2 protein-coding genes are annotated in these 2,835 nt (G+C 70.6%); both read right to left on the bottom strand.

The window, feature by feature from the left end; genetic code table 11:
• Nucleotides 1-114: 114 nt before the first annotated feature.
• On the bottom strand, nt 115-1,785 hold the full coding sequence (gene ptsP / locus ACFWFZ_RS15000; RefSeq protein WP_387122032.1) for a phosphoenolpyruvate--protein phosphotransferase: 1,671 nt from the start codon (nt 1,783-1,785) through the stop codon (nt 115-117).
• A gap of 75 nt (nt 1,786-1,860) precedes the next feature.
• Entirely contained in the window at nt 1,861-2,310 is a 450-nt protein-coding gene (locus tag ACFWFZ_RS14995) for a PTS glucose transporter subunit IIA (RefSeq protein WP_387122029.1), read from the bottom strand.
• Nucleotides 2,311-2,835 lie beyond the last annotated feature (525 nt).

The raw sequence follows: 2,835 nt of genomic DNA, 5'->3' as shown, positions 1-2,835 counted from the left end.
TTCGCCGGCCCGCGCCCGCCCCGGCCCGAGACCTGCGAGCTGTGCGGGGTGGCGGGGCCCGCCCGGCCCCCCCCCCCGGGGGGGGCCCCACGATCCATACGGCACACCGTCCGGCTACTCGCCGGAGAGCACCGCCTGGGCGGCCACGCGGGCCTCTTCGGCGCTGTCCGCCGCACGGGCCGCCGCTGCGGCACGCTCGCACTGCGCCAGCGTGTGCTTGGCGAGCGTCGACCGGACATAGGGGATCGACGCGGCACCCATCGACAGGGAGGTGACACCCAGGCCGGTCAGCACACAGGCCAGCAGCGGGTCGGAGGCGGCCTCGCCACACACACCGCAGCTCTTGCCCTCGGCCTTCGCCGCCCCGGCCGCCATGGCGATCAGGTCGAGCAGCGCGGGCTGCCACGGATCCTGCAGCCGGGAGACCGCGCCGACCTGACGATCGGCTGCGAAGGCGTACTGCGCGAGGTCGTTGGTGCCCAGCGAGAGGAACTCGACCTCCCGGAGGATCGAGCGCGCACGGAGCGCGGCGGAGGGGATCTCCACCATCGCGCCGAACTTCGCCTGGAGACCCGCCTCGCGGCAGGCGTCGGCGAAGGCCTTGGCGTCGGCGCGGTCGGCGACCATCGGGGCCATGACCTCAAGGTGGACCGGCAGGCCCTCGGCAGCCTTCGCCAGCGCGGTGAGCTGCGTACGCAGCACCTCCGGGTGGTCCAGGAGCGAACGCAGCCCCCGAACGCCCAGCGCCGGGTTCGGCTCGTCCGCCGGAGTCAGGAAGTCCAGCGGCTTGTCGGCGCCCGCGTCGAGCACCCGTACGACGACACGCCCCTCGGGGAAGGCTTCGAGCACCTTGCGGTAGGACTCGATCTGCTTCTCCTCGGACGGCGCCTTCTTGCTGTCGTCCAGGAACAGGAACTCCGTGCGGAACAGGCCCACACCCTCGGCCCCGGCCTCGACCGCCGCCGGCACGTCCGCGGGACCGCCGACGTTGGCCAGCAGCGGTACCTTGTGTCCGTCGGACGTCGCACCGGGACCCGACGAGGCGGCCAGCGCCGCCTTGCGTTCGGCGGCCGCGGCCTCCAGCTCGGCCCGCTTCTCCGCGGACGGGTCGACGAACAGATCGCCCGTGCTGCCGTCCACCGCGATCATGGTCCCCTCGGCGATCTCGCCGGCACCCGGCAGAGCCACGATCGCCGGCACGCCCAGCGCCCGGGCGAGGATCGCGCTGTGGCTCGTCGGCCCGCCCTCCTCGGTCACGAAGCCGAGGACGAGGGCCGGGTCGAGCAGGGCCGTGTCGGCGGGGGCCAGGTCCCGCGCGATCAGCACGTACGGCTCGTCGCTGTCGGGCACGCCCGGCATCGGCACACCGAGCAGCCGCGCCACGATCCGGTTGCGTACGTCGTCCAGGTCGGCCACCCGGCCGGCCATGTACTCGCCGGCTCCCGCGAGCAGATCGCGGTAGGCGGCGAAGGCGTCGTACACACCGCGCTCAGCGGTGCTGCCGACGGCGATCCGCCGGTCCACGTCCGCCATCAGCTCGGGGTCCTCGGCGATCATCGCCTGGGCCTCAAGCACGTGCTGGGCCTCGCCACCGGCCAACTGGCCACGCGCGATCAGGTCGGCCGCCACCGCGCTCACGGCCTGGCGGGCGCGCCCCTGTTCGCGCGCTGCCTCATCGGCGGTGATCTGCCTGGCCGGCGGTTCGAGGACCGCCGTACCCATGTGCCGCACCTCGCCGATCGCCACCCCGTGGCTCACGCCGACGCCTCGCAGCGTTGTCTCCATTTCACCCGTCTCCGATTGAGCGGCGGGCTTGGCCGCCGCGATGGATGTCCGTCATGCCCGTGCGGGGCGGAAGGCTCACTGCCAGCTGAAGAGAACCTCGTCAGCCTTCACGTCGCCGGACTCGACGACATCGGACAGGGACTCGGCCGTCGCCTCGAGCGCCACGACGGGGCAGATCGGGGACTTGCCGAGGGCCTCGACGGCAGCGGGGTTCCAACGGACGACCGCCTGGCCGCGGGTCACGGCGTCGCCCTTGTTCACCAGCAGCTCGAAGCCCTCGCCGTTGAGCTGCACCGTGTCGATGCCCAGGTGCGTGAGTACACCGTGCCCCTCGTCGTCGACGACGACGTACGCGTGCGGATGCAGGGAGACGACCACACCGTCGACGGGGGACACCGCCTCCGAGGGCTCGCGCACGGGATCGATGGCAGTGCCGGGTCCCACCATCGCGCCGGAGAACACCGGGTCCGGCACTGCCGCGAGTCCGATGGCGCGCCCGGCAAGTGGGGACGTCACGCTGGTCATGAGGGGCCTCCCAGGGGTGGGGCTCTTGTGTCGCCGTCACAGCCTGTTGCGAACGGCGTACTTTTCAGAAGGATATGTCACTAGATGTACCGGTTCGTCCGATGTAGATCTCGATCCGGACTGGACTCCTTCGGCACGGAGACTAGTGGACTAGACCGGTGGACTAGACCATACGCCTGAATCGATTTGCTTGGGCACCCCCCGGCCTGTACTGTCGTGACTCCCGCCAGGACGCCCCGCGTGAACATCTCGCGAACGGGCAGATGGACGGGCATCCTCCTCTTCAGCTTCGATATCGATCTCTACCCCTCATTCGCATGCCCATCCGGGAATGTGGCGGGTGGGCAGGGAGAAGGAAATCCGCTGCTAGAGTCGGGACCCGCCGGAAAGGCAATCGCGAAAGCGAGAACCTGGAAAGCGGCCGAGGGAATCGGGCCCGAAAGAGTCTGATAGAGTCGGAAACGCAAGACAGCAGAACGAAAGCCCGGAGGAAAGCCCGAGAGGGTGAGTACGAAGGAAGCGTCC

The sequence above is a fragment of the Streptomyces sp. NPDC060232 genome, assembly GCF_042726555.1.
Classification (GTDB): domain Bacteria; phylum Actinomycetota; class Actinomycetes; order Streptomycetales; family Streptomycetaceae; genus Streptomyces.
This window is presented reverse-complemented; position numbering and strand designations above follow the sequence as displayed.

Coding starts and splice junctions, on each gene's coding strand:
- ptsP (WP_387122032.1), bottom strand. CDS start 1,785: ATGGAGACAACGCTGCGAGGCGTCGGCGTGAGCCACGGGGTGGCGATC.
- ACFWFZ_RS14995 (WP_387122029.1), bottom strand. CDS start 2,310: ATGACCAGCGTGACGTCCCCACTTGCCGGGCGCGCCATCGGACTCGCG.